Raw genomic sequence first — 24,317 nt, 5'->3', positions numbered from 1 at the left:
GGACCTGCTTACTGAATGAGCCTCTAGCTTTAAGCTTTAGCAATCTCGGATCGCAGCTCCGGGACGACCTGGAACAGATCGCCAACGAGGCCGTAATCGGCAACTTGGAAGATTGGCGCGTCCTCATCCTTGTTGATCGCGACGATGATCTTCGAGTCCTTCATGCCGGCCAGATGCTGGATCGCGCCGGAGATGCCGACCGCTACGTAGAGGTCCGGGGCCACGACCTTGCCGGTCTGGCCGACCTGCCAGTCGTTCGGCGCGTAGCCGGCATCCACGGCTGCGCGCGAGGCACCCACCGCCGCGCCGAGGCTGTCAGCTAGGGGCTCGATCAACTCATGGAACTTGTCCGACGATCCTAGCGAGCGGCCACCCGATACGATGATCCGCGCGGAGGCCAGCTCCGGGCGGTCGGACTTGGCGATCTCCTCGCCCTTGAAGCTCGAACGGGCCGCGTCAGGCGCGGCGGCGGAGACCGGCTCGATCGGGGCCGCGGCTCCACTTTCCTCGGCGGCCTTGAAGGCCGCGGTGCGCACCGTGATCACACGCTTGCCGGTCGGCGTCTGCACGGTCTGGATCGCATTGCCGGCGTAGATCGGCCGCTCGAAGGTGTCGGGTGCGATGACCTTGATGATGTCCGACACCTGCGCCACGTCGAGCAGGGCGGCCACGCGCGGCAGCACGTTCTTGCCCGTGGTCGAGGCCGAGGCGATGACCGTCTCGTAGGGGTCGGCGATCGACGCTATCAAAGCCCCGACCGGCTCGGCGAGATCGTGATCGTAGACCGCATCCTCGGCAACGAGCACCTTCTCGACGCCGTCGAGCTTGGCGGCCGCTTCCGCCACGGATTTCGATCCGGAACCGAGCACGAGGGCGTGGATCGGTGCGCCGATAGTCTTGGCGGCGGTCAGCGCCTTGAGCGTGCCGTCCTTGATCCGGCCGTTGCCGTGCTCGACGAAGAGAAGTGTGGTCATGTGCGTGCGAACCCCTGTGTGTGCGGGCCGCGCTCGACCGTAGCGGGAGCGCGGCCACGGTTGCGTAGACTTATATGACGCCGGCCTCGACCTTGAGTTTCTGTACCAGCTCGGCCGCGGAGCTGACTTTGACGCCGGCTGACCGGCCCGGCGGCTCAGCAGTCTTGAGCACCGTGAGCTTCGGCGTCACATCGACACCGAGCGCGTCGGGCGCGAGTTCTTCGAGCGGCTTCTTCTTCGCCTTCATGATGTTTGGCAGGGAGGCGTAGCGCGGCTCGTTCAGGCGTAGATCCGTCGTGACGATCGCCGGAAGCGTCAGTGTCACGGTCTGCAGGCCGCCATCGACCTCGCGGATCACGTCGAGGCTGCCCTCGCCGAACTCGATCTTGTACGCGAAGGTGCCCTGCGGCCAGCCGAGCAGGGCGCCGAGCATCTGCCCGGTTTGGTTTGAATCGTCGTCGATCGCCTGTTTGCCGAGGATGACGAGTTCGGGATTCTCCTTTTCCACGACCCCCTTCAGGAGCTTGGCGACCGCGAGCGGCTCGCAGTTGACGTCGGTCTTCACCAGAATAGCCCGGTCGGCGCCCATGGCGAGCGCGGTGCGCAGAGTCTCCTGCGCAGCCTGCGGGCCGATCGAGATGGCCACGATCTCGGTGACCTGGCCTTTCTCCTTGAGCCGGATCGCCTCCTCGACGGCGATCTCGTCGAAGGGGTTCATCGACATCTTGACGTTAGCGAGTTCGACCCCGGAGCCGTCGGCCTTTACGCGGATCTTGACGTTGTAGTCTACAACCCGCTTGACGGGCACAAGAACCTTCATCCTGTCTCTCCTGAAGATCTTCGATGGCTGCACGCGCAGACCGGCGTCACCTCCAGCGCACGCATCACTGATCGAGAAGACCGGCGAGCTTCATCGCCACGCCCTGCGAGCCCTGGACCTTGAGGCGGCCGGTAGAGAATGCGATCGTCGGGCTCAGCTTGCCCCGCACCAGCTTAAGAAGGTTGTCGGAACTCAGCTTCATCACCGTATCGGCCTCGCCGCCCTCGCCGGTGGAGACGTTCACGCCGCCGCCGGTCGCGTCCACGAGGATGCTGCCGCCATCGGTGAGATCGAACCGGACCCGGTAGCCGAGGGCACTGAGCGCCTCCGACCGTTGCTCGATGCAATCGACCAGTTGCCCGAGATCCGCCATTGCTCTTCTCCGCATCGCCTCGAATGAATGCCCCCGCCCGGTTTTCGGCCGAGGAAGCTTCCCGTCAGAACATCGCCTCGTCGAGCGCCATCATCGCGCCCTTGCCGGACTTCACCGCCGCCAGCAGGCCCGCGACCTGGGGCAGGATGCGCTCCATGTAGAAGCGGGCCGTCGCGAGCTTAGCCTCGTAGAAGTCGCGCTCGTCCGTCCCGGCCTCGAGCGCGGTGTGGGAGACCTTGGCCGTGCGCAGCCACATGTAGCCCAACGCCACCAACCCGAAGAGACGCAGGTACTCGGTGGCGGCGGCACCCGCCTCCTCCGGATCCTTGAGGCCCCGCTGGGCGATGTGAGCGGTGGCGAGTTGTAGGGCGCCGAAGGCCTTCGACAGGGGCTGGGCGAGGGGGGCGAGGTCGTCGTCCTCGATCGCCTCGTCCAGGGCAGCGAGCACCGGGTGGAAGAAGCTGCGCAGGTAGCGGCCGGCATGGGCCGGGAGTTTGCGGCCGACGAGGTCGAGGGCCTGGATGCCGTTTGTGCCCTCGTAGATCATCGAGATCCGGGCGTCGCGGACGTACTGCTCCATGCCGTGGTCGCGGATGAAGCCGTGGCCGCCGTAGACCTGCATGCCGATGCTCGCCGATTCGAAGCCGAGATCGGTGAACAGCGCCTTCACGATGGGGGTCATCAGGGCGGAGAAATCCTCAGCCCGCCGCCGCTCGGCCGGATCGGGATGGTGCTCCATCACGTCGAGGCTTCGGGCGACCCAGGCGCCGAGCGCCCGGCAGCCCTCGTTGTACGCGCGGATCGTCATCAGCATCCGCCGCACGTCCGGGTGGACGAGGATCGGGTCGGCGGGCAGGTCCGGCCGCTTGGCGCCCGAGAGCGCGCGGCCCTGGAGGCGCTCCTTCGCGTAGGCGATGGCGCCCTGGTAGGCGGCCTCGCCCGCGCCGAGCCCCTGGATGCCGACCGACAGGCGCTCGCTGTTCATCATCGTGAACATCGCGCGCATGCCCTTGTGCGGCTCGCCCACGAGCCAACCCGTGGCGTCGTCGAACGACATCTGGCAGGTGGCCGAGGCCTTGATGCCCATCTTGTGCTCAAGGGCGCTACAGGTCACGCCATTGCGCTCGCCCGGCGAACCGTCCGCCCGCGGCAGGAACTTCGGCACGAGGAACAGGCTGATACCCTTCACGCCCTTGGGCGCGTCGGGGATCTTGGCCAGCACCAAGTGGATGATGTTCTCGGTGAGGTCGTGGTCGCCCGCCGAGATGAAGATCTTCGAGCCGGTGACGCGAAAGGACCCGTCGTCATGCGGCACGGCCTTGGTCCGCAGGAGGCCGAGATCGGTGCCGCAATGGGGTTCGGTCAGGCACATCGTGCCGGACCACGTGCCGTCCACGAGCTTCGGCAGGTAGGCCGCCTTCAGCTCCTCCGAGGCGTGGCCCTCGATCGCCTGATAGGCCCCGTGGCTGAGGCCGGGATAGAGGCCGAAGGACAGGTTCGTGGAGCAGATCATCTCCTCGACGAGCTTGTTGATGCCCGCCGGCAGGCCCTGGCCGCCATAGGCGGGGTCCGCGCCCATGGCGGTCCAGCCGCCCTCCCGGAACGCCTTGTACGCCTCGGGAAAGCCCTTCGGCGTACGGACGACGCCGTTCTCCAGGCAGCAGCCCTCCTCGTCGCCGGAGGCGTTCAGCGGCAGCAGGCGCTCCGTGCAGAACTTGCCGGCCTCCTCCAGGATGGCGTCGGCGACGTCGGGGGTGAAGTCTTCCAGGCCCGGCAGGGGCTGGGCGTCGGCGTGCAACTCGTGCAGCACGAAGCGCATGTCGCGCAAGGGAGCCTTGTAGGTCTGCATCGGGTCAGTTCCTCACCGGCCGGCCGGTTTCGATGACGCTCTCGAAGCGGTCGAGGGTCGCCTCCGTCCGCACGAGGCGCATGAAGCTGTCACGTTCGAGTTCGAGGATTGCATCCTCGTCCAGCGCATCCAGGATGTCGGCCTCGCCCCCGGAGAGCACTGAGGCCAGTTCCCCCGCCACGACGAGGTCGTGCTTGGTGGCGATGCCGCGACGGGCGAAGCCCTCCGCCGCCATGCGCATGGCGACCCCGCCCGCGGGGCCGGGCAGCGTCACAGTGACGGGCTTGGGTGCCTCGTAGCCCTCGATGAGCGACAGGGCCTTGGCCTTGGCGTCGGCGAGCAGCCGGTCGCGGTTCATGGTGATCCCGTCGCTCTCGCGCAGGAACAGGAGGTCGCGGGCCTCCTCCGCCGACTTGGCGACCGTGGCGGTCGAGATCGTCTCGAACACCTTGGCGGCGGCGGGCATCGGCCCCCTCGGCAGCTTCGGCGACGATTGCCAGCGGGCCAGCATCTCCTTGCAGCCGCCCCAGGCCGGCACGAGCCCGACGCCCGCCTCCACGAGGCCGATATAGCTCTCGGCATGGGCCTGCACGGCATCGCTGTGCAGAAGGATCTCGCAGCCGCCGCCAAGCGCCATGCCGGCGGGGGCGCTCACCACCGGGAAGGGCGCGTATTTCAGCTGACCGTAGGTCTGCTGACCGAGGCTGACCAGCTTCTCGATCTCGCCCCAGGCGGCGATGTTGGCGGCGAACAGGGCCAGCCCGAGATTCGCGCCGACCGAGAAGTTCGAGCCTTCGTTGTAGACGACGAGCGCCTTGTACTTATCCTTGATCAGCTTGATGGTCTTGCCGAGCAAGACCATGATCTGCTCGTCCAGCGCGTTCGACTGCGAGATGAACTCGAAGCAGACCACGCCGTCGCCGATATCCCACAGGGCGGCGGAGCCGTTCTTGAGGAGTGGCTTGGCGGACAGTTTGATGTCCTCCAACCGCAGAACGCCCTCGGGGCGGACGACATCCTTGTAGCCGCCCTCGGCCTGCAGCACCTGCCGACGGCCGTTCTCGACCCGGTAGAAGGTCTGGCCGTTGAGCCCGGCGAGGATCGGCGGGACGGCATGGCCGTCCTTCGCCAGCCGCTCGGCCACGTAGGCACCGCCGATCCTGTCGGTCAGCTCGAACGGCCCCCACTTCCAGTTGTAGCCCAGGCGCATGGCCTCATCGATGGCGGCGACCTCGTCGCTCGCCTCGCCGACGAGCCCGGCGGCATAGGCCAACGTCGGGCCGATCACCTTCCAGGCGTAGTCGCCGGCGCGGCCCTTCAGGTCGAGCACCGCGCGCGGGCCCTTGGCCTCCTTCAGCGCCGGCAAGTCGGCCTTCGCGGAGGGCCTGTACTCACCGGTCTTTAGGTCGATGGCTTCCTTGGTCTTCTGCCCGTCCTTCCGGTTCAGGCGGTAGAAGCCGCCCTTGCCCTTGCGGCCGGTGAAGCCCTCCGCGATCAGCTTCGTGACCACCGGCATCTCGCGATAGGTGGCGTGGAATGCGTCCTCCGGCGGCAGGGCCGCCCGCAGGCTCTTCGTGGTGTGCGGGATCAGGTCGAGCCCGACGAGATCGACGAGGCCGAACACGCCGGTCTTCGGGATGCCGAAGGGGCGGCCCATCACCGCGTCCGCCTCCTCCACCGGCACGTCGAGGTCGTCGGCCGCCGCGATGGCGTTCTGGATCCAGAAGATCCCGAGCCGGTTGGCGATGAAACCCGGCCGGTCCTTGCAGCGGACGATGCTCTTGCCGAGCTTGCGGTCGGCGAAGTCCGCCACGGTCTGGGCGAGCGCCGGATCGGTCTTCGGCCCCGTCACGATCTCCAGAAGCCGCATGTAGCGCGGCGGGTTGAAGAAGTGGGTGATGAGGAAGTCTCGCTGGAATGCCTCGGGCATCCCTTCGACCAGCGCGTCCAGCGGAATGGTCGAGGTGTTCGACGAGACCGCCGTGCCGGGCCGGCGCACGGCGTCGATCCGCTTGTAGAGCGCCTGTTTCGCGTCAAGCCGCTCGATCACCACCTCGATGATCCAATCGACCTCGCCGAGGCGGTCGAGATGGTCCTCGACGTTGAGCGTCTCCACGAGCTTGGCGGCCCGCGGGGACATGAAGGCGGCGGGCTCGGTCTTGAGCAGCTTCGCGATGGCGCCCTCGGCCAGCGCGTTCCGGCCGGCGGCGCCCTCGGGGACGATGTCCATGAGGAGCACCGGCATGCCGGCATTGGCGACATGGGCGGCGATGCCGGCGCCCATGACTCCGGCGCCGATGACGGCGACTTTGCGGATCCCGGTCATCAGATGCGCTCCAGAACGGTGGCGATGCCCTGGCCGCCGCCGATGCACTGGGTGGCCAGCGCGAAGCGACCGCCCTCGCGGGACAGGAGCGAGGCCGCCTTGCCGACGATGCGGGCCCCTGTGGCGCCGAGCGGATGGCCGAGCGCGATGGCGCCGCCGTCGATGTTGACGATCTTTTCGTCGAGGCCGAGGTCGCGCATGCAGGCGAGCGCCTGGGAGGCGAAGGCCTCGTTCAGCTCGACCACGCTTAGGGCGTCGGCGGCGATGCCCGCCCGGGCCAAGGCCTTGCGCGAGGCGACGACGGGACCCATGCCCATGATCTCCGGCTCGCAGCCCGCGACCGCGACCGAGGCGACCCGCGCCAGCGGCTTCAGCCCGTGACGGTTCGCGAAGCCTGCGCTGCACACCAGCACCGCCGAGGCGCCATCGGTCAGCGGCGAGGACGTGCCGGCGGTGACTGAGCCGTCCTGCTGGAAGGCGGGCTTGAGGCTGGCGAGACCTTCGGCGCTGGCATCCGCCCGGATGCAGCCGTCCGTCTCGACCGTGCCGCCCTTGGTGGCGATCGGGACGATCTCGGCGGCAAGCCGCCCTTCTCCCTGCGCCTTGGCCGCCTTGTGGTGGCTCGCCACCGCGAAGGCCTCCTGATCCGCACGGGAGATCTCCCAGCGGCGGGCGACGTTCTCGGCGGTGTCGCCCATGCCCATGTAGGCGCCGGGGCGCTTCTCATGGAGAGCCGGGTTCGGCATCGGGTTGAAGCCCATCATCGGCACGCGGCTCATGCTCTCCACACCCGCGCAGACGAAGGCCACGCCCGCGCCGAGGGCGATCTGCCCCGCCGCCATGTGGACCGACTGCATCGACGAGCCGCAGAAGCGGTTCACCGTGACGCCGCCGACGCCGAGGTCGAGATCGGCCATCAGGCCGATCAGGCGGGCGATGTTGAAGCCCTGCTCGCCCTCGGGGAAGGCGCAGCCGACGATCAGGTCCTCGATGTCCTTCGAGGGGATCCCGATGTCGGCGACCAGCTTGCGCACCACCTGCGCGGCGAGGTCGTCGGGACGGACCCGGGCGAGCGCTCCCTTCTTCGCGGGTGTGAAGGGCGAGCGGGCATAGCCCGCGATGACGATGTCGGTCATGTTTACCTCCCGGAAAGACTACGATGAGAGAGCGCCGGCGACGTCGCGGCTGCGGGCAGCCGCATCGCCTCCGCGAAGCCCTGGGCGCATGGGCTTGTGAAGTGCGGCCCGACCCACGCCTCCAGGGCGGGATGCAGTCCCGGGGATGCGGCCGGAAAGCCTGCCGGCGCCCGGCGGTGGCATCCCGCGGGCAGGCCGGCGCTGCGTCCGACTGAATCCTCGGTGCGCAGCAGTTCTTCGTCGCGAGACCGGCGACGGTTCTTGCGAGCCCTTGCTAGCGCGCGCGCCGCGTCTTGTCGGGCTCCGCGTCGTCGAGGCCGGCCAGAGCGTAAAGCCTGAGCTTCTCCAGTTCGCCGAGCGTCTCGATGAGCGCCTTCTGCTGATCGACGAGTTGATCGATCCGGCCCTGAACCTTCTTCAGAAGGTCGCGCCACTGCTCTCTCTGGGTCGGATCGGCCGCGTAGAGGTCGAGATATTCCTTGATCTCGCGGAGCGAGAAGCCCAACCGCTTGCCCCGTAGGATGAGGATCAACCGGACCTTGTCGCGATGGGCGAAGATGCGGGTATTCCCGGCGCGCTGCGGGGTCAGCAGCCCCTTGTCCTCGTAGAAGCGCACCGTCCTCGCCGTAACCCCCAATTCCGTGGCGAGTTGGGTCACGGTGTACAGCGTTTCGGACACAGACGGCCTTTTCGTGAAGAACGTCATCGTATGCCCCGAGGGTCCTTAGGGTCAACATCATGCCGAAGCCCGCCTGTTCATGGCCGCCAGCCCGGCCCGTTCGCGCTCCTCCGCGATCAGTTCCTTCTTCGACAGCTTGCCGACCGCGGTCTTCGGCAGGCTTGTCCGGATCTCGATTTCCCTGGGCATCTCGATCTTCGAGATACGCTCGGAGAGGAAGGCGCGAAGCTCATCGGGCGTCGTCGGGAACCCGGCGCGCAGCTTCACGAACGCCTTGGGACTTTCGCCGCGGTACGCATCCGGGATGCCGATCGCGACCACCTCTTCGACGGCCTCGTGCTCGTACAGTGCATCCTCGATCTGGCGCGGATAGACGTTGTATCCGCCACAGATGATGAGATCCTTGATCCTATCGACGAGGAACAGGAATCCCTCCGGATCGCGGTAGCCCACGTCCCCGGTCCTGAGCGCCCCGTCGACCAGAACCTCAGAGGAGTCGGCCGGACGGCGCCAGTAACCCGCCATGATCTGCGGGCCCCGGATGTAGACTTCGCCCTTTGCGCCAGCCGGCATCAGCCGATCGGGGCAGTTCGGATCCCGGATCTCGATGGTCGTGTCCACCAGTGGCAGGCCGACCGAACCCGCGCGACGCCGGGCGTCGAACGGATTGACGCTGACGACGGGCGAACTCTCCGTCAGCCCATAGCCTTCCGACAGCCGGCATCCCGTCAGCGCCTCGAAACGGGCCCCGACCTCGGCGGGCAGCGGCGCGCCGCCCGAGATGCACAGACGGATGGAGCGGAGATCGACGTCGGCCGTTTCCGCCGCCTTGTTGATCGCCGCGAAGATCGTCGGGACGGCCGGGAAGAACGTGGGCTTTGTTCGTGCGATCGTGGCGAGGAGTTCCTCGATCTTGAATTGCGGAACGAGGACGATCTGGGCGCCCATATCGAGGGCCAGATTCATCGCGACGGTCATCGCGAAGACGTGGAACAGCGGGATCACGGCGAGCACTCGCTCTTGTCCGTCGCGCAGCCCTCCGCCCTGCATCAGGGGCGACAACTGACGAACGTTTCCGGCGAGATTGGCGTGGGTCAGCATCGCACCTTTGGGCACGCCGGTCGTCCCGCCGGTGTACTGCAGCAGCGCGACATCGTCCGGACGCGGTGCGGGACGTCGCTGGGTAGCGCTGCGGCCGGACAGCAGCTTCGAGAAGGAAACGTGCCGCGCATCGTCATGAACGCGGGCCTTTTCCGTCCGCTTGAACAGCCGATAGAGAACGCCGCGGCCGAAGGGCAAAGCATCCGCAAACGGACAGACGACCAGATGGCGAAGACCGGCCTCATCCGCCACGGCGGCGACGGGGCCATAGACCCGTTCTATGTCGGGCAAGACCATGATCGTCGTGTCCGAATCGAGGATCTGCGCTAGGCACTCCCGCGGGGTATAGAGTGGATTGTAGTTGACGACGGTTCCGCCGGACTTGAGAATGGCGAAGTAGAACACCACCGAATACGGCGAGTTCGGCAAGCACAGACCGACCTTAACGCCGTGTCCGACGCCGAGGCGGATGAGGCCCTCGGCCACGCGATCGGTCAGCTCGCCGACGTCACGATAGGTCCACTTCCGCCCGAAAAAATCGAGCGCCGGCCTGTCCGCGAAACGACGCACGGCCCGGTCGAATACCTCCGGCAACGTGTTCGGCTCACTGGCGGACAGACGTGGTGCCGAGGGTGCGGCTGCTTGCCTGCAACCGCCATCATCGTGGGTGGCCGACATGTTCCCCCCTTCCTGCGTCGCTCTCTTCGGAAGCGCTTCGTTCGAGCAGGTCTGGATTGACGTATACGTTAGTCTATATCCGCATAGGTAAACCAAACGCAAGCCCCCACCCCGGCATTCGATCGCGGCGGTGTCCGGTCGAACTTGGGTTCTGCCGCGCCCGACGGATGACGGGACGCCGGTGGTCGACCTTCGAGATCTCGCTGCCGACGAGGATCCGAGGCGCGGCCCGCCGTTCCGTGCCGAGATCGGCGGCCCTCACACCGCGCGCGCGAATATTTGCGCAACACGTCGTTGTGCGCTGCAGCGAGAGCGCCGTTGGTGCCCAAAGGCCACATCCATTGGCGATCACATTCGGCCGATCGAATTTCGGTGAGAAAGGGGCAATCCGTGCTTGCAACTTTTTGCAGCATTAGTCAGCATCATGACGTATCGGTTATGTTAGTGCCACAAGCCGGCGCGATGAGTCGGTCTCGGCACCTCGGCATCCGATCTTGCCAGCCGCCGTTTCTCCCGCCCGTGCCTGCTAAGCCTGGGCGCTCCGGAACGGACTCAAAATTCGAAATCCGCATCGGCTCAATCAGCGGATTCGTGTGGGGGAAACCATGAATTCACGCCTTCGCATCGGCTCGATTGCCGTCCTCACCGCGCTCTGCGCCGTTACGGAAGCATCTGCGGGCGCATTCGGCCTGCGGGAGCAGAGCACGCAGGCCCAGGGCCTGGGATTCGCGGGTGCGGCGGCCGGCTCCGGCGGCGTGTCGTCGATGTTCTGGAACCCGGCCGTCATCACGATGCGGCCTGGCTTCGTCACCGAGCAGAACCTCACGTATCTCGGTCCCTCTGCGACCATCACCCCGTCCACCGGCACCAACCCGGCCTTCGGGGGCCTCGGCGGCTCGGGCGATATCGGCCAGGGCGCGGTGCTCCCGGCGGGTGCAAGCTCTTACCAAATCAACGACCGCCTCTGGCTCGGCATCTCCACCGGCGCGCCGTTCGGCCTGACTACCAAGCCGAACGAGGTCTGGGCCGGCGAGGTCTACGGTCGCTCTTCGCGAATCTTCTCGCTGGTCTTCAACCCGGTCGTCGGCTTCAAGGTGAACGAGTGGCTCTCGGTCGCCGCCGGTCCGAACATCGAGTATTTCCGCCTAACCCTGCGCCAGGCCCTGCCGCTTCCCGGCCTGCCCCCGACGGCCTATCCCAGCTCCTTCCTGAAGGGTGAGTCCTGGGGTGTGGGCTTCACCGCGGGCGTGAACATCACGCCCTGGGAAGGGACGGCGCTCGGCATCGGCTACCGCTCCTCGGTGCATCACGACATCGACGGCTCGATCGGCGTGCCGATCCTCGCCCTGGCGCCGCTGGCCGGACAGGTGCGCGCAAACGTCAACACGCCGGAGAAGCTCAGCGTGGGCCTGACCCAGGCGGTGAGCCCGATCGCCCGCGTGTCCCTCGGCTTCGAGTGGGACAACTGGTCGAGGCTCGGCACCGTCGGCATCGTGTCGAAGACGCTGGGCGTACCGGTGAACTCCCTGCCGCTGAACTACAAGGACGGGTATTACTACTCGATCGGCGGTGAGTACGACGTGAACGCCGCCCTGACGGTGCGCGCCGGCTTCGGCTACGAGACTTCGCCGATCGACTTCAGCAACCGCTCGGTCCGCCTGCCGGACGGCGACCGCTACAGCCTGAACGTCGGTGCGAGCTACCGCTGGAACAATCAGCTGACGCTGAACGCCGCCTATTCTCACCTCTTCCTGGACCGCTCGCGTATCCTCGCGGGCATCGGGCGGGACTACAACGTTGGCAACATCGCCTTCGCGGGTGTGGTCGATTCGAGCGTCGACATCGTCTCGGTCGGCTTCCGCTACGCCTTCGGCGCCCCGCCGCCGCCGGCGCCCGTCCCGCTGGTCCGGAAGAACTGATCAGGTTTCCGCCCAGCATTTGTCTTGACGGTAAATCGCAGCCTTCCAGGCAGATCGTACGGGATTGTCCGCCGCAACGACCAGGATCTCGTCCAGCCGGGTCGTGTAGCGCGGCGAGCGCATCTCGAACTTGGTCGACCATGCCCGCGCCGGGGTGAACCCGGCCGCGGCTGGGACGACCGCCCCGCGCCCGAAGCGCCGGTTGCAGGCATCGAGCGCCGCCATCAGCGCGGCCCCCGCTCGCGGTCGAGCTGGCCGAGGCCGGGTATCGCTCGCTGGGAGGCGTGGAGAGGCAGGAGGTCCGTCGTGACCACTCCGGCCTTCGAATAACAAAAGCCGTCCCGCCAGGTCTTGCGGACGCCATGCAGTGCGGCCTTCACCAGCACCAAAGTGTCGTTCGACGATTCCGGCAGGGTCACCACCGTCGAGACCGACCGCTGCAGCCGAGTCCGGTCGTGCTCGGAGGTGCGGAAGAAGACCGTGACGTGGTCGGTTCCGAACCCCTCCCGGCGGAGCTTTTCCCCGAGCCGGGTCGCGTTGGCGGCGACCGCCTGCTCCATCGTTGCGTGATCCTCGACCCGGTCGGAGAAGCTCCGGTTCACGGCGCAGCCCTTCCGAGTCGCGGCGACCTCCTCCAGGTCGAGACAGGCCTCGCCGCGTAGCTGCCGCAACAGCCGCTCGCCGACCACTGTCATGGCCTTGCGCACCGCCCGGGGGTCGAGATCGCGCACGTCGGCGGCGCTCTCGCACCCCAGCGCCCCAAGCTTGCGGGCGTTCACCGGGCCAACGCCCCAGATGTCCTGCGTCAAGTTCTGGGCCATCCAGTGGTCGTGGGCGGGTCGGTCCGGTCGTAGCCCGAACGGCTCTGTCAACAAGTGGAGCGGGAATACGGGTATCGGCACCCGCCATGTCTGCTTTGGAGATGCCATCGAACCCCTGCGAACGACTGGCTTGGGCGGATTCTGTTGAAAAACTCGGGTGTTGCGGCGGTAATCGTGAGGTGATTCACTCCTGTCGAGAGACGGAGATCAAAGCAGATGATGGGACCTCGGCAAGTCGAGCAGGGTGCCTTGTTCTACGAGTTCTCGCTCGATACCCACGTTCCCGCCGACCATCTGCTGCGCGCCATCGATCGCTTCGTCGACCTGTCGGGCCTGCGCGCGCACCTGCGGCCCTTCTACAGCACGACGGGCCGGCCTTCGGTCGATCCCGAACTGATGATCCGCATGCTGCTCGTCGGCTACTGCTTCGGCATCCGCTCCGAGCGCCGCTTGTGCGAGGAGGTGCACCTCAACCTCGCCTACCGCTGGTTCTGCCGACTCGGATTGGAAGGCGCGGTGCCCGACCACTCGACCTTCTCGAAGAACCGCCACGGCCGTTTCCGCGACAGCGACCTGCTGCGCGAGGTGTTCGAGATCACCGTGCAACGCTGCATCGACGCGGGGCTCGTGGGTGGTGAGGGCTTCGCGGTTGACGCTAGCCTGATCCGAGCCGACGCCAACAAGCAGCGCTCTGCGGACGCTTCTGAGTCCGTCGATTGGGACGACTTGGCCCGGACCCGCCGGTCGGTGCGCGAGTACCTCGACACCCTCGACGAGGCTGCCTGGGGAGCCGCAAGCGAGAGCACGCCGAAGTTTATTTCCCGCTCCGACCCGGCGGCGCAGTGGACGGGCGCGATGAAGGGCCATGCCTTCTTCGCCTACGCCACCAACTACCTGATCGACCTTGACCACGCCGTGATCGTCGACGTCGAGGCCAGCCGCGCCATCCGGCAGGCGGAGGTCGGGGCGGCCCGTACCATGGTCGCGCGCACGCAGGATCGCTTTGGGCTATGGCCGGCGCGGCTTGCGGCGGACAGCGCCTACGGCTCGGCCGAACACCTCGCCTGGCTGGTGCACGAGCGTGGGATCGAGCCGCACATCCCTGTCTTCGACAAGTCCGAGCGCAGCGACGGCACCTTCAGCCGGTCAGCCTTCACGTACGACCCTGAAGCCGACGTCTACACTTGCCCGGCCGGCAAACCGCTGCGGCAACGCCAAAAGGTCTACCGGACGCCGCCCCCGCTGGTCGATGCGGATGGGATGATGCGCTACCACGCCAGCAAGCGTGACTGCGACGCCTGCGCCCTGAAGCCTCGGTGCTGTCCCAACGCACCCGCCCGCAAGATCCCCCGCTCGATCCACGAAGGTGCTCGGCAGATGGCGCGCGACATCTGTGCCTCGGAGGAGGGCCGCACCTCACGGCGGGAGCGCAAGAAGGTCGAGATGCTGTTTGCCCACCTCAAGCGGATCCTGAAGCTGGATCGACTCCGGCTACGGGGGCCGAACGGGGCTCGGGACGAGTTCCACCTCGCCGCGGCAGCCCAGAACCTCAGGAAGCTCGCCAAGCTGATCCCGGTGCCGCAGCCGAGCCCGGCCTGATCGGCCGGGGCCACCCTCTCATCCAGCCGCCGCGCTCGTCCGACCTGCACCCGATCCAACTAGACCGCGAGTTTTTCAACGAAATCGGCGCTTTGCCGAAGGTCCGCTCTCCGGCCAGATGCCACAGCCTGAAACATGGCGCATAACAACACCTCATCTCCACAAGCGATAAGACATAGCGGCCGCACGTTGCATTAAGGCCAAAGACCAGCGGTAACAAGAGGGGCGAACAATTAGGTTGATCGGTAGAACAGCGGCATTACCGTCTCCGCATAGCAGCTCATCGAGCGCGATGAAGGAGGCGGAAGTGAGCGGTCTACTCAAAACACTGAAACTTGGCCCAGCTACGCCTGCAGTGAACGCCGCGGATCCACTTTCGCGCGCCCGTGGCAGGCTGCTGGAGCAACTGGCCGAGCAGCGGGAACTCGCAACGGCTGGCCTTGAGGGCCGAATCTACCAGCCGCCGAAGCGGATTGCCCTCCGGACAAATGCAGATGGCGAACGCATCCGCACGGAAGTTGCGCGCCGCGTCCGGAAGAACTTCTACCAGGATCAGGCAGGCGCATATCAGTTCGTGATGCGCATCGGTCTTGGCGCAAAGTTTCTCGAACTGCAGCCGGGCAAGCCCGCGATCAACGTGGGTACGCTCGACAAGCTGCCTATCCTGATCGACTCACTTATCGCCGCGGTTCGAGCGGGAGAGCTAGACCCCATGCTGATGGACGCCTTGGCTGCACAGGGCGTGATGATGGCCAAGCGCCGGTCCAAGGCGGCTTAGCCACACCCTGAGAAGGGTAGTCGCCGCCCGCGCTGCCCGAAACACCCGGTTCAGCCATACTATCCGAGGGACCCGATGAGCACAGAGACGATCAAAGACCGCTATCAAAGAACGCTCGGATATATCGAGACACAGTCGAACGGGAAGCAGCGCGCTTTGGATGCGAGCCGTAGGACACTCGGCTTCTATGACCCTCAACAGGATACCACGAAGGACGCACACCAGCGTACGATCGCTCACGGCAACGTGCTGGCGTCACTCATTTTCAACAGCAACTAATGGGCCATGACAGGCAATAAGCTAGTTAGTATCATGTATGTAAAAGTCATGATTATTATGTCTAACAAGACCTGACTACGAACCTGATCCTCTCGAACCCGCCTCTTCTCGACATCAACCACTCCGAATACGACCTGATGTCCTTATTGCTCCACCAGCTACGAGCAACAACATCTCCACCTACATCAACCGAGGCGCTGCCGTTCGCTTTGAAATCTGTCTCGATGCGGAATTTCAAAGCGTACCGGATGACGCTCTTGATGTTCTTCACGACGGTTCGGTGCGCGTCGAACGCCTGCAGATCCACCTGATACGGAGCGCCGTGCCCCGTGGTTCGTAGAGCTTCGGCGAACTCCTCCCGGCTCACCCGGCCCAATGCCACGATCCCATGCAGATGCGGACGCCACACGGTGGAGTCGTCCCGAGGTGCGAACAGCGGCCATCCCAGAGCTTCCATGGCGATCCGCTTGTTACGGCCAAACCCGGGTAGATCACCGAAGTCATCCCGGTCCATCTCCCACCAACCAGTCAGCTGCACGGCATTCCAGCGTGGGTCCTGAGCGCGTCGGTAGGCGACCATGTTCCGGATCCGGCGCTTGGTTACCGCGATAGAGCCATCTACGGAGCCCAGATCCAGCGTCGGCGGCAACAGGAGGGTAAGGAACGCCAGCTGGTCGTTCGGCACCCCAGCGAACGCCTGCTTCAACGCACGACCCGTTTCCATACCACGTCGGCGCATGAAGCAGCGCGGGCACAAGGGCACGCCGCAGGTCACTATGTTACAGCGGCCCTCGTCCATGGTGCCGCAGGCTTCCATACGCTCGTACAGCGGGTGCATCATACCCAGCGCCCCAAGTACCCGGGTGCGTTGCTCGTGCATCCCTGGGCTCAGCCATCGAATCTGACGACGTTCCCAAGGCTCAAATAGCTTGATCAGGGCAGCGCGAAACTCTTTCATGGATAAATACGACATCAGGCTTTCTCCAGTTGAACCTGAGGTATTTAGCAATGAGCCCCTTCGCTAATATACCGACCAAATCCACCGATTAGATCGGCGGAAAGGCATGGCATGCGAGCCTTTGGCTCGCATGCCATAGTCTTACGTAGACTCTGATTGCCCAGCCTGATTTTTCAATGTGATCTGCCAATCACAAGGCCTGTGACACGCCAACAAATTCCAGGAGGGTTTTAGGGCTGCATAGATGACCTATCTTCCTCGCCGAGCGCATTCGGCGGGAGGTGGGTCATGGGTCTGCAGTGCAAGCGTTGTGGCAGTGAGGAGCACGTCAAAAATGGGCTGATGCGCTCCAAGCAGCGGTATCGGTGCAAGGCCTGTGGCCTGAACTTCACCGACACGCCCGCCCGCGGCAAGCCGCTGGCCATGAAGGCCACCGCGGTCCTGCTGTATGTCAGCGGCTTGTCGATGAACCGCACCGCCAAGCTGCTCGGTGTCTCGACACCGACGATCCAGGCTTGGCTGGAGCAGTTCGCCGCCGCCTACGCGCACAAGCCCGAGCCGGAAGGCCGGGCGGTGGTGATCGAGCTTGATGAGATGTGGCACTATGTGAAAAAAAGTCCGAGCCGCTCTGGATCTGGAAAGCTTGGGATCGTGCTTCAGGGCAGTTGGTGGACTGGGAATGCGGCGGTCGTGACAAGGCCACCTGCGAGCGCCTGATCCAACGGCTGCAGCGCTGGCGCACCCGGCTCTACTGCACGGACGCCTACGCTGCCTACACCGCGCTGTTGCCGATCGGGCAGCACTATACGGGCAAGGACGAGACCCACAGCATCGAGCGGGACAACGCCCGGCAGCGGCATTGGCTCGCCCGCTTTCGACGCCGCTCAATCGTGGTCTCGAAAGCCAAGCGCATGGTGGACGTCAGCCTCGCCCTCTTCGCCCGTTTCGCCGGAAACTGCAGGATCAGCGACCTGCTCTCTATGCTAACCTAAAACCCTCAATTCCAGTGCTTTGCGGCGTATCTTGAGCATGTTCGCATATAAACATTAGTTGCGGAGTACATCCCGAGCCTTTTCCAATTCCTCAGCATCGAACACACGAAACAGCTCGAAGCTTGGAAACTGCTCAAGAACCACCTGAAGGAACTGCACAGCGCCGCTGTCACATTTAAGCTTAACTTCTACTAGCGGAGCATTGTCGCGACCCGCGTTACTCACGTCTGTTTTGGACGCCTTGATACCCTTCTCATTTAGGAGATCAGCGAGTGCTCTGTATGTCCAACCTTCATTAAATACACCCCATTCATTCCGGACGAACGCACGCAGGAACAGTCGCTTCAACGCGCCCTTAGTCCCGTCGCGTCGAAGGCCAATGCCCCGCCCTGGCGAACCGATGCGAGCGCTCTGTTCGCAGTAAGTGACCCAGTCGTCATAGTCCTTGAGTGTTTTCAGAACCCGACCGGTACCAAGCGCTCCCTTGCGCCAGCCATCGAACCGTGCACGAACCTCCAGCGCCTCTTGAACGCTACGCCAAGGCTGCGTGCTGAACGCGAGATGCTGCCGACCACGTATTTCCCTTTCATGTGCTCGCCCCGGTCGGCGTTTCATGTCGAACTCGAGATTCAATCGTGACTCTTTGAGAATGCTGGTCATGTCGCTCTCAGTGACCCACATTTCGCGGGTGCTGATCAAAGATTTGTAGGCGTGCTGCTGCCCTGGCTGCCGCTCCAGATAAAGATCAAGCATGTACTCGTTCTGGTCCTCAGCCTCTGCCGGCGGCTTAACGCCGGCCTTCGCAAGGACAATTTGGAAACCGTCGATACCCTGCGCCGTCAGCTGACCACGCGTCCGCATAGCCACGACTTGCCGGACACGATGCTTTTCCTCAAGAATAACGTCCTCACCGAACAGCCTCTGCCGAAGTTTTAGAAAAGCCGCGCAAAGGGGACCAGAGGTATCGATTTCATCTAGAGGAGCATCCGTCAGGAAGCCATCAGTGGTGACGCTGATCACCGTGCGATTTGGAGGCACGCCAGCAATTTGCTCGCCTACGACAGCCCGAATGAAGCTGGTTACATAGGCTGCAAAATATGGGTTTGTGATCGCTGACGGCCGTAGCTCCTCGGTGAAGCCTTTTCGAGAGTTGAACACGCGTTTCGGATGTACACCCTGCGCAGTCTTTCCGTAGAGGCTATTACCGATTTCCTTGAAAAGCTTATCCTCAAGAGATCCCTTTCCATAGACGGCTTGCGCCTCACGTCGGCGCGTCTGAACCATCCTTGTGAATGGTTCGAAGAGGCGCTCGTCGCTTGCCCAGGGGATAATAAGTCCGTTGACGATCTCAATCTCCGCTCCCAATTGCCGTGCAAGGACCAGTTCGGGCGATGCACACACGCTCTCGCCCTCGAGCGGAAACAAGAGACCATGATCGGTCCGGACCGGCAGGCCCGGAAAGCGCGTCCCGTCAGGAAAGCGAAATCGAACATGCGCTAAGCCGAGGACACCGACTCCGAAATCGTCGAGGTTTTTCGACGTACGTATGCCTTCGTAATCGAGAGGCCGAATCGCACACATTGCGGTGGTGTATGCGGCAGGAAGATCGTAGTCGTAGTAGACACCTTCGGGAGTGGGACCGCAGAAGAAACACTCATTACGCCCACCGAGGTAAGCCGCAGCCGCAAATTCCTCGAACAGCTGCCGAGAGGTGATCGAGGCAAGCTGTTTTACCGTGCGGTATCGACGGGTATGTTCGGAGAACAGGGTACGTTTCTCAACGCGCAGCCCGAGAGCGCTATTCAGGTCGACGCCGTCTTCGGTTGCCTGACGGCGCAACATAGCAGGACCAAACCCAGCTAACGTCGCGGGTAAATCCCTCAACCCGTTCTCGCGAGCGAACTCAGCCATACGGATGCCGAAGGCAAGCGGGATGTCGACATCCCGCATGGCATACGCTCTGAATTCCTCGGGCCGCTCGCGATAAAATTTGCGCATCTGGTCTTTGGTGTAACCGGATGGGAGCTCAGCTTTTGGAATTCTGAGAAACTGGCCGACCGTGTCCAAGCTTGCACGGCCCGGCGTAAGGAGCAGGGTATCGACGAAACGGATTCGGATCAGCTCCGGCATGCCGTCGTCGCCAGGAAGGATCAGCGCCTCTTTGTGCTGCGTGCGCTTACGATCAGCGAGCTCGGGCAGCTCCTCTTCGCCGAGTGCGACCGAAAGAGATCGTGCAGTGAACGTTTTCCCGATGGAGTCGAACTCGTCCTTTCGTGCCCAAAAGTCGAAAAAAGTGGTTACGTCGGCCCGAAGGAAGTGGCCAAACACCGTGATCCGATCCGGCCACTCCGTAATCACGCCGGCCTTCCGAGCCTTCTTCAGCATCAACCGGATCGCGGATGCAAACCTCGTCCGCGCACTACGATTCGCGCTATCGACGACGAACAGCTCCGAAACGCTGCGCCCGCCACACTCGAGCTTAAACTGCAGAGACAGTAGATGGATTCGTTCTCGGTCGATGCCGAGCTCACGCTCAAGCGTCTCCCACTCGGCGTCGACGGCCATATAAACCGGCGGCCCGTCGTACTTCCGGCTGCGAGGCTTCTTGCCTCGGGCAAACCGGTGGCGCAGCTTGGCCGCCTTTGAGGTGTAAGTCGACGACGATGATTCCCCAACGGTAGAGTTACACCGTTTGATCCCTGATTCAGCTGGCATTAGGTTGCTCCTGCAACGAAAAGGGGCGCCGAAACGCCCCTTCATAGATGCGATTTAGTTGATATCTCGGGTATTTAGTCCATCAATCTCGATTTTAGATCTTGATAGAATACGCCGAGATCGCCAACATCGTCCTCTTCTACGGAGGCGATCAGGGCTCCGCTGGTTCCGATGATTGCTACCTTGCCGTCTAACGGCTTAGCCACTTTGACCTCGTCAATTCGGAAAATGCCTTTGGGGCCAGCATCCACCCACTTCGAGTTCTTCTTCTTCTCCGTCATCGTCACTCCTGTCGGTTGGGCGACCTTGAGCCGCCGCCTCACTCTGAGGCAGCTCCGACATATCAACAAGTCAGCAATGTGCCAACACAGCATATTGCTGACATGACTACGTAGGCTGGCGTCGTCCTGGCGCATAGGGTAGTGAGACGAACGAAGAGTGATGCGACAGTGCCATGACCCAGGAAAAGCCGAACGTACTGACACAGGAAGAAGCCAAGAAGACACTAAGTGATCTCCTCTCAGCGTTTAGGTTCCTCGAGGCAGCGGCGCCTGATATCACTGTCGAGGGCTTCAAAGCTCTACTAGTAGTGGCTCTTACTAGCTGGGGTAATGACCTTGTACGTCTTCCAGACGTGACAAAAGTGTCGAAGGTGCTCGATAAAAGTCCTTCGAGAGCGAGTCGACTTGCGGGAGCTCTTTCAGATCCAGAGGGATTAGCGTTGGTAGAAGCAAGATCAGGACTTTCGGGCACGCGATCAGAGTCTCTTATCATTACGGATCACGGCAAGGCACTTGTTTCTTCGTTTCTGGAAGTATTGACAGATCGACGGATCGAAGAGCTCCCATTTCAAAATTTTGAAGGACTTCAGGGCGCGAAGAATTCTGCTAGAAGTTCGAAGAAAGAAAAAGAAATTTATCTCAAGCAAAGCGAATATGATAAGGAAACTTTGACGCTTAAGGTTGGCCCAAAATCTGACGTGTTCTCAGATGAAGTACGAAATTGGTGCCTTGATAACTTGAGTGCGCCGCCGATGATGGTGCCCGATGCCGAAGAAGTATTAATTTCCTTCGCGAAAGTGTCTGATGCCGTATATTTTAAGCTTCAATGGTGCTGGTGAACACCTTTGTGTTCCGCTCTTTGGATCTGACTGCCGTAACTTATTCCGGAATCAGCTACCCGCAGGCGGCGCCTGCAATGTGGAGAAGAGTATCAGTTCCCCTTAGCGCAGTGCTAGCGCAGCACCTTGGCGCCCCCTATCCTATCAATGACTTAGCCGTGCTCGCGTTCAGATCATAATCCTTGTGTCGGGGGTTCAAATCCCTCCCTCGCTACCATCATTTTTCCAAGCTCCGTTAAGCACTTAGCGGGGCTTTTTCTTTGCCTTGTCCTCTGCGTTTTTCGGCTTTAATTCCTAGTACAGAGCTAGCGCAGCCGAAAAATTGTCGTGCGGGCGTAACAGTTTACTGGGGGCTCACGGAGCACTGACGGTCCCCCGGATTTTGGTCCGGCCGAAAGGTGAGCTTCCGGATCTCATTCGGCGGCCTGCAGGGCCGCCGCCAGGGCGAATTCCTGGGGCGTTCGCCACCCCAGGGCGGTGTGAGGACGGCTCTCGTTGTAGTGCCGCCGCCACGTCTCGATCTTGCTCCTCGCGTCGGCCAACGACAAGAACCAGTTCGCGTTCAAGCACTCGTCGCGCAGCCGGCCGTTGAACGACTCGACCAGCGCGTTGTCGGTCGGCTTGCCGGGCCGTGAGAAGTCCAACGTGACACCATTCTCGTAGGCCCAGCGGTCGAGTGCTTTCGAGACGAACTCAGGCCCGTTATCGACCTGAATCGCGCGCGGTGCTCCGCGCAGCAGCGCCAAGCGGCCGACGACAGCCACGACCTGCTCGCCTTTGATGCCCTCGTCGACCTCGATCGCCAGAGCCTCGCGCGTGAACGCATCGACGACCGTCAGGGCCCGCAGCCGGCGGCCGTCGAACAGCGCGTCGGAGACGAAGTCCATCGACCAGCGTTCGTTCGGCCGGAGCGCAGCAGGCTGACGCTCACGGTGTGCCGCGCTGACGTTCCGGCGCGGCCGCTTGAGCCGCAGGCTCAGCCCCTCGTCCCGGTAGAGACGGTGAACCCGCTTATGGTTCACCCGCCAACCCTCCCGGCGCAGCAGTATGTAGATCCGGAAGTACCCATAGCGCACCCGGCTCTTGGCCAGATCGCAGATGCGCATCCGCAGCGGTGCCTGATCGGGCTTGGTCGAGCGGTAGCGGACGCCCGACCGGCCGACGCCGAGCGCGGCGCAGCCGCGCCGCTCACTCACCCCGTGCGCCTCCTGAACCTGGTGCACGAGCTCGCGTCGCCGAGCAGGCGTCAGAGCTTTTTTGCGAGCACGTCCTGCAGGATGTGCTTGTCGAGGCTCAGATCGGCCACGAGTTGCTTGAGCTTGCGGTTCTCGTCTTCGAGCTGCTTCAGCCGCCGCAACTCGCCCGTGCCCAAGCCGCCGTAGAGCTTCTTCCAGCGGTAGAATGTCTGCTCGGAGATGCCCATCCGGCGCATCACCTCCGCGACCGGTGTCCCGGTCTCGGCCTGCTTCAGTGCAAAGGCGATCTGCTCTTCGGTGAACCTGCTCTTCTTCACGGCTCTGCTCCTCCCCTCAGGGGCTCACGAAACCGGAAAACTCGCACTCACGCCGGACCAAAGCGATGGGGGGACGTCACTCATGTCACTTCTAGGTCAGGCTTCAGCCCCCTTCCGGAAACACCGCCATCCCGACCACTCAACCCCACAGCACACACTTATCGGACAGGCTCTGAGAAGCAAAGCTTTGAAGCCATCTCAACATAATTTTGATTCAAGTCATTGCAGGAAATTGCGGGACCATGATTGTCAGCGCCGGCCTACACCTATCATTTCGGGGACCGACCCGGCTGCCTGAGAGCAGACCTCAACTAAATCCCTAAAATTTACCCATGAACGAAATATAATTTTGCAAACATGCACTACAGTACAATAGTTTGATGAGGATATGTCGCAATGACATGGATTTTTTCAATCAGAATTTTCTTGTCGGTGGTGGCATTCTGGGCCACGCTTCAAGGCGTTGTTGAACCCGCAGGCGCCTGCTCCCGCTTCGTTTACCTCGGACGAGACGGAAAGATTTTCACGGCCCGATCGATGGACTGGGAAACACCGATCGGAACCGACCTTTACATCCTGCCGCGCGGGATGGCGCGCAATGGTGAAGTCGGGCCAAACTCGATCCGGTGGACGTCGAAATATGGATCCCTGGTCGCGACAGCGTTCGACAACTCAACCTCGGACGGCGCCAACGAAGAGGGCCTTACGGCCAATGTGCTCTGGCTTGAAGAGTCGCAGTACCCGGCTTTCGACGGCAAGGGTCCGCCTGGATTGGCGATCTCAGTCTGGGCGCAATACGCTCTCGACAACTTCGCGACTGTCGATGAAGCCGTTGCCGCCCTTGAGAAGCACCCCTTCACCCTCGTGACGAGCACGATTCCCGGCACCCAGGTCATAGCAAACGTCCATATGTCCCTGTCCGATTCCAGCGGAGACAGTGCAATCATCGAATATATCGACGGCAAGCAGGTCATCCATCATGGACGTCAATACCAAGTTATGACGAACTCTCCGACCTACGAACAGCAGCTTGCCCTTGCATCCTACTGGTCGCAGATCGGCGGAACGGTCATGCTGCCTGGTACGAACCGTGCGTCCGATCGCTTCGCCCGCGCCTCCTTCTACGTCAAATCGATCCCGCCGGATGGAGACTCGGATCATCTCTTGGCCAGCGTCTACGGCATCATACGCAATGTTTCCGTGCCGCTCGGGCTTTCGACGTCGGAACAACCGGAAATATCCTCCACACGTTGGCGCACGGTCTTCGATCACAAGCGCCGCCTCTATTTCTTCGAATCGGCGCTTTCACCCAACACATTCTGGACCGACCTGAACGAGATCGATTTCTCCAAGGAAACGGGAAAAGTGCTGAAACTCGATCTCGGCGTCGATCAGGCCAACGTCTTCGCCGGGAATGCGACACGGTCCTATCGCGAGGCGAAGCCTTTTCCTTTTGCCGGACTGCCGCGATAGAGCGGCGTCCTGGATGGCGGCACGAGCCTCATACCGGGATCGTAGACGCTTGGTTCTTGGCGATACCCGCTGCCCAGACGAGTTCGCTCGCGGGCTCGGCGTAGACGAAGGGACCGTGCGGGACATTTACGAGGCCGTTGGACGGGAGGCCATGGCGACAGGCGCTGATGTCCGCACCTCCACGAGACGCGGTCCAGCGTCTCACCCCTGAGCC

At 63.2% G+C, this 24,317-nt stretch carries 19 protein-coding genes and 2 pseudogenes; 7 read left to right on the top strand and 14 right to left on the bottom strand.

The genetic code is table 11. The features are described from left to right. Positions 1-29 precede the first annotated feature (29 nt). The 8 genes from MPPM_RS00460 to MPPM_RS00425 form a co-directional block, all read right to left on the bottom strand. Complete coding sequence (locus tag MPPM_RS00460; RefSeq protein ID WP_043074428.1) at positions 30-974, bottom strand: electron transfer flavoprotein subunit alpha/FixB family protein; 945 nt, start codon at positions 972-974, stop codon at positions 30-32. A 70-nt stretch (positions 975-1,044) separates the two neighbouring features. Further along, on the bottom strand, positions 1,045-1,794 hold the full coding sequence (locus MPPM_RS00455) for an electron transfer flavoprotein subunit beta/FixA family protein (protein ID WP_096482889.1): 750 nt from the start codon (positions 1,792-1,794) through the stop codon (positions 1,045-1,047). 64 nt (positions 1,795-1,858) lie between these two features. After that, entirely contained in the window at positions 1,859-2,167 is a 309-nt protein-coding gene (locus MPPM_RS00450) for an SCP2 sterol-binding domain-containing protein (protein ID WP_043074401.1), read from the bottom strand. Between the two features lie 64 nt (positions 2,168-2,231). Further along, the gene (locus MPPM_RS00445) at positions 2,232-4,016 is read right to left on the bottom strand and encodes an acyl-CoA dehydrogenase C-terminal domain-containing protein (protein ID WP_096482887.1); all 1,785 of its coding nucleotides are present in this window, start codon (positions 4,014-4,016) and stop codon (positions 2,232-2,234) included. A gap of 4 nt (positions 4,017-4,020) precedes the next feature. Next, positions 4,021-6,342: a 3-hydroxyacyl-CoA dehydrogenase/enoyl-CoA hydratase family protein gene (locus tag MPPM_RS00440; protein WP_043074400.1), complete on the bottom strand. Its 2,322-nt coding sequence runs from the start codon at positions 6,340-6,342 to the stop codon at positions 4,021-4,023. After that, a complete protein-coding gene (locus MPPM_RS00435; protein ID WP_059409521.1) occupies positions 6,342-7,478 on the bottom strand; it encodes a thiolase family protein in 1,137 nt (378 codons plus the stop codon). The genes MPPM_RS00440 and MPPM_RS00435 overlap by 1 nt, the downstream gene beginning before the upstream one ends. Before the next feature lie 274 nt (positions 7,479-7,752). Then, on the bottom strand, positions 7,753-8,157 hold the full coding sequence (locus MPPM_RS00430; RefSeq protein WP_244573430.1) for a MerR family transcriptional regulator: 405 nt from the start codon (positions 8,155-8,157) through the stop codon (positions 7,753-7,755). A 57-nt stretch (positions 8,158-8,214) separates the two neighbouring features. Beyond that, positions 8,215-9,936, bottom strand: coding sequence for a long-chain-fatty-acid--CoA ligase (locus MPPM_RS00425; protein WP_096482885.1), 1,722 nt, complete (start codon positions 9,934-9,936; stop codon positions 8,215-8,217). A 605-nt stretch (positions 9,937-10,541) separates the two neighbouring features. Here MPPM_RS00425 and MPPM_RS00420 point away from each other — a divergent pair. After that, positions 10,542-11,855, top strand: a complete 1,314-nt coding sequence (locus tag MPPM_RS00420; RefSeq protein ID WP_096482884.1) for an OmpP1/FadL family transporter — start codon at positions 10,542-10,544, stop codon at positions 11,853-11,855. Here MPPM_RS00420 and MPPM_RS00415 read toward each other — a convergent pair. Further along, positions 11,856-12,700 (bottom strand): annotated as a pseudogene (locus MPPM_RS00415) (DUF4113 domain-containing protein); the annotation flags it as partial. Between the two features lie 192 nt (positions 12,701-12,892). Here MPPM_RS00415 and MPPM_RS00410 point away from each other — a divergent pair. Beyond that, the gene (locus MPPM_RS00410; RefSeq protein ID WP_096482882.1) at positions 12,893-14,275 is read left to right on the top strand and encodes a transposase; all 1,383 of its coding nucleotides are present in this window, start codon (positions 12,893-12,895) and stop codon (positions 14,273-14,275) included. Between the two features lie 307 nt (positions 14,276-14,582). Then, positions 14,583-15,053, top strand: coding sequence for a hypothetical protein (locus tag MPPM_RS00405; protein ID WP_244573429.1), 471 nt, complete (start codon positions 14,583-14,585; stop codon positions 15,051-15,053). A 340-nt stretch (positions 15,054-15,393) separates the two neighbouring features. Here MPPM_RS00405 and MPPM_RS00395 read toward each other — a convergent pair whose 3' ends face one another. Continuing rightward, positions 15,394-16,305 carry a hypothetical protein gene (locus MPPM_RS00395; protein WP_157914057.1) on the bottom strand — a complete coding sequence of 304 codons (912 nt, stop codon included), beginning with the start codon at positions 16,303-16,305 and terminating at the stop codon, positions 15,394-15,396. Between the two features lie 273 nt (positions 16,306-16,578). On the opposite strand from MPPM_RS00395, the gene MPPM_RS28640 reads away from it, so the two are divergent. Together MPPM_RS28640 and MPPM_RS28635 are read left to right on the top strand one after the other, a co-directional pair. Further along, a complete protein-coding gene (locus MPPM_RS28640; protein ID WP_083461089.1) occupies positions 16,579-17,007 on the top strand; it encodes an IS1/IS1595 family N-terminal zinc-binding domain-containing protein in 429 nt (142 codons plus the stop codon). Then, a complete protein-coding gene (locus MPPM_RS28635) occupies positions 16,959-17,282 on the top strand; it encodes an IS1 family transposase (RefSeq protein ID WP_053622179.1) in 324 nt (107 codons plus the stop codon). The genes MPPM_RS28640 and MPPM_RS28635 overlap by 49 nt, the downstream gene beginning before the upstream one ends. A 54-nt stretch (positions 17,283-17,336) precedes the next feature. Here the strand turns inward: MPPM_RS28635 and MPPM_RS00385 are convergent, their stop codons facing one another. After that, positions 17,337-19,997, bottom strand: a complete 2,661-nt coding sequence (locus MPPM_RS00385; protein ID WP_157914056.1) for a DNA polymerase type-B family protein — start codon at positions 19,995-19,997, stop codon at positions 17,337-17,339. Between the two features lie 74 nt (positions 19,998-20,071). After that, positions 20,072-20,278 (bottom strand): hypothetical protein, encoded by a 207-nt coding sequence (locus MPPM_RS00380; RefSeq protein WP_096482871.1) that lies wholly within the window; start codon positions 20,276-20,278, stop codon positions 20,072-20,074. Positions 20,279-20,451: 173 nt separating this feature from the next. Here MPPM_RS00380 and MPPM_RS27700 point away from each other — a divergent pair, with 173 nt between their 5' ends. Beyond that, complete coding sequence (locus MPPM_RS27700; RefSeq protein WP_157914055.1) at positions 20,452-21,117, top strand: hypothetical protein; 666 nt, start codon at positions 20,452-20,454, stop codon at positions 21,115-21,117. A 413-nt stretch (positions 21,118-21,530) separates the two neighbouring features. Here MPPM_RS27700 and MPPM_RS00375 read toward each other — a convergent pair whose 3' ends face one another. Together MPPM_RS00375 and MPPM_RS28755 are read right to left on the bottom strand one after the other, a co-directional pair. Further along, a complete protein-coding gene (locus MPPM_RS00375; RefSeq protein ID WP_244573583.1) occupies positions 21,531-22,511 on the bottom strand; it encodes an IS3 family transposase in 981 nt (326 codons plus the stop codon). Continuing rightward, a pseudogene (locus MPPM_RS28755) lies at positions 22,478-22,630 on the bottom strand (transposase); the annotation flags it as partial. The gene MPPM_RS00375 and the pseudogene MPPM_RS28755, both read right to left, overlap by 34 nt. A 396-nt stretch (positions 22,631-23,026) precedes the next feature. Between MPPM_RS28755 and MPPM_RS00370 the strand changes: the two are divergent. Then, a complete protein-coding gene (locus MPPM_RS00370) occupies positions 23,027-24,103 on the top strand; it encodes a linear amide C-N hydrolase (RefSeq protein WP_096482867.1) in 1,077 nt (358 codons plus the stop codon). The last annotated feature ends 214 nt before the right edge of the window (positions 24,104-24,317 follow it).

Source organism: Methylorubrum populi (assembly GCF_002355515.1).
Classification (GTDB): Bacteria; Pseudomonadota; Alphaproteobacteria; order Rhizobiales; family Beijerinckiaceae; genus Methylobacterium; species Methylobacterium populi_A.
This window is presented reverse-complemented; position numbering and strand designations above follow the sequence as displayed.

What these genes read in the sequence shown, in the direction of transcription:
- MPPM_RS00435 (WP_059409521.1), bottom strand. Translation starts at nt 7,478, where the DNA reads ATGACCGACATCGTCATCGCGGGCTATGCCCGCTCGCCCTTCACACCC.
- MPPM_RS00395 (WP_157914057.1), bottom strand. Translation starts at nt 16,305, where the DNA reads ATGTCGTATTTATCCATGAAAGAGTTTCGCGCTGCCCTGATCAAGCTA.
- MPPM_RS27700 (WP_157914055.1), top strand. Translation starts at nt 20,452, where the DNA reads ATGACCCAGGAAAAGCCGAACGTACTGACACAGGAAGAAGCCAAGAAG.
- MPPM_RS00410 (WP_096482882.1), top strand. Translation starts at nt 12,893, where the DNA reads ATGATGGGACCTCGGCAAGTCGAGCAGGGTGCCTTGTTCTACGAGTTC.
- MPPM_RS00445 (WP_096482887.1), bottom strand. Translation starts at nt 4,016, where the DNA reads ATGCAGACCTACAAGGCTCCCTTGCGCGACATGCGCTTCGTGCTGCAC.
- MPPM_RS28640 (WP_083461089.1), top strand. Translation starts at nt 16,579, where the DNA reads ATGGGTCTGCAGTGCAAGCGTTGTGGCAGTGAGGAGCACGTCAAAAAT.
- MPPM_RS00420 (WP_096482884.1), top strand. Translation starts at nt 10,542, where the DNA reads ATGAATTCACGCCTTCGCATCGGCTCGATTGCCGTCCTCACCGCGCTC.
- MPPM_RS00380 (WP_096482871.1), bottom strand. Translation starts at nt 20,278, where the DNA reads ATGACGGAGAAGAAGAAGAACTCGAAGTGGGTGGATGCTGGCCCCAAA.
- MPPM_RS00460 (WP_043074428.1), bottom strand. Translation starts at nt 974, where the DNA reads ATGACCACACTTCTCTTCGTCGAGCACGGCAACGGCCGGATCAAGGAC.
- MPPM_RS00425 (WP_096482885.1), bottom strand. Translation starts at nt 9,936, where the DNA reads ATGTCGGCCACCCACGATGATGGCGGTTGCAGGCAAGCAGCCGCACCC.
- MPPM_RS00370 (WP_096482867.1), top strand. Translation starts at nt 23,027, where the DNA reads ATGACATGGATTTTTTCAATCAGAATTTTCTTGTCGGTGGTGGCATTC.
- MPPM_RS00440 (WP_043074400.1), bottom strand. Translation starts at nt 6,342, where the DNA reads ATGACCGGGATCCGCAAAGTCGCCGTCATCGGCGCCGGAGTCATGGGC.
- MPPM_RS00450 (WP_043074401.1), bottom strand. Translation starts at nt 2,167, where the DNA reads ATGGCGGATCTCGGGCAACTGGTCGATTGCATCGAGCAACGGTCGGAG.
- MPPM_RS00385 (WP_157914056.1), bottom strand. Translation starts at nt 19,997, where the DNA reads ATGCCAGCTGAATCAGGGATCAAACGGTGTAACTCTACCGTTGGGGAA.
- MPPM_RS00455 (WP_096482889.1), bottom strand. Translation starts at nt 1,794, where the DNA reads ATGAAGGTTCTTGTGCCCGTCAAGCGGGTTGTAGACTACAACGTCAAG.